This is a genomic window from Xanthomonas sp. SHU 308, from assembly GCF_000364645.1.
GTDB classification, from domain to species: Bacteria; Pseudomonadota; Gammaproteobacteria; order Xanthomonadales; family Xanthomonadaceae; genus Xanthomonas_A; species Xanthomonas_A sontii.
Window position 1 is genome coordinate 1 of the sequence record NZ_AQOK01000736.1, and the last position, 1,380, is coordinate 1,380.

Annotated in this window: 1 protein-coding gene; it reads right to left on the reverse strand. The window is 72.5% G+C overall.

Annotated elements, in window-relative coordinates; translation table 11 throughout:
- Nucleotides 1-35: 35 nt before the first annotated feature.
- The gene (locus D588_RS0119580) at nt 36-1,319 is read right to left on the reverse strand and encodes a nucleotidyltransferase family protein (RefSeq protein WP_017917195.1); all 1,284 of its coding nucleotides are present in this window, start codon (nt 1,317-1,319) and stop codon (nt 36-38) included.
- Nucleotides 1,320-1,380 lie beyond the last annotated feature (61 nt).

Here is a 1,380-nt window from a genome sequence, read left to right on the forward strand (position 1 = left end):
ACGGTCGTTTACTGCGCGCTCTAGGAGGGCGTGCGTCACTCCGACGACGGCGCATAGCCCTGCAGCGCGGTGCGCACCGCGTACAGCGTGTCCATGCGCGGCACCGGACGCAGCAACCGCTGCAGCACGCGGCGGCGCTGCGGCAGGCGCACCCAGTCCTGGCCCTGCAACCACAGTTGGGTACGGATCATCTCGGCGCGTTCCTGGCGGCTTTCCGCCGAGGGCTGCAGGCGCTGGCGCAGATAGTCCAGCACCTCGCCGCCCGAACGCGCCCATTCGATGCCCGGCAGTGCCGGCAGCCACAGTTGCGAGCACGACGCACCCGTCAGGTCCAATCCGCGCGCGCGCAGCCGCAACAGCGGCGGACACTGCGCGCGCAGTTGCTTGAGCACCGCCGACGGAATCGCCGCGCGGTAGTAGCGCAACATCAGCCGCAGCGGCGGCCATGCCCACCAAGCGTCGGCGCCGGTCAGCATCTGCCAGTCGCTGGCGCGCATGCGCGGGGCGAGCAAGGCCAGGTCGTGCAGGTGCATCAGCCGCAGGCTGCGGCTGCACAGTCCGCCGGCCGCGTGCAGCAGCAGGTGGCGCATCAGCGCGCCGTTGCTCGGGTAGGGATTCAGGCCGGGCCTGCCGTCGCCCGGCAGGAGTTGCGTACCGAGGTCGACCGTGCGCAGCGGCAGGCGTTCCTGGATGCGCACGTGCAGTTCGATGTTGATCGGCGTGTCGCGGTGCTCGCCCAGGCCACCCACCGCCTGCGCCTGCGCTGGACGAAAGGTCTGGTGCTTCCACTGCGCGAACTCGGCCACGTAGCCCAGCGCGGCGAGCAAAGTCGCGGCACGCTCGGCGTCCTCGGGGCGCACCAGCAGATCGATGTCGGCCATCGGCCGGTCGCCCGGCCGATACAGGCCTTGCGCATGCAGCGCCGCGCCTTTCAGCGGCACGATCGCCAGGCCGGCGGTCTGCGCCAGGGCGTCGATTCGCTGCAGCAACGCGGCGATGCGCTGGTAGCGCTGCGCCACGTGTTCGCGTTGCCCCTCCAGGAACGCGCGCCACGGCCGGTCCGGCCATTGCGAGCGCTGGCTCAGCAGTGGCGCCACGCCGTGCGCGACCGCCGCGGCTGCGGCCAGTTGCCAGTGCAGGCCGCTCCAGTCCGGCATCGACGCACCGGGGCGTGCCAGCTCATGCGCCAGCGTTTCGGTGGCCAGGCGCAGGCCACGGCCGATGCGCCGTAACGGCAGGTGTGCCGGCGTCGCCGCGGCTGCCGCTGTTGGCAGGTCGGCCGTCACGGCCTGTGACGAGGGCGTCGCCAGGTCGCTCATGAGCGCTGCACCAGCGGGATGCGGCGGCTGCCGCCGGCGGCGACCGCCTTGGCCGCCGGCG

What these genes read in the sequence shown, in the direction of transcription:
- D588_RS0119580 (WP_017917195.1), bottom strand. Translation starts at nt 1,319, where the DNA reads ATGAGCGACCTGGCGACGCCCTCGTCACAGGCCGTGACGGCCGACCTG.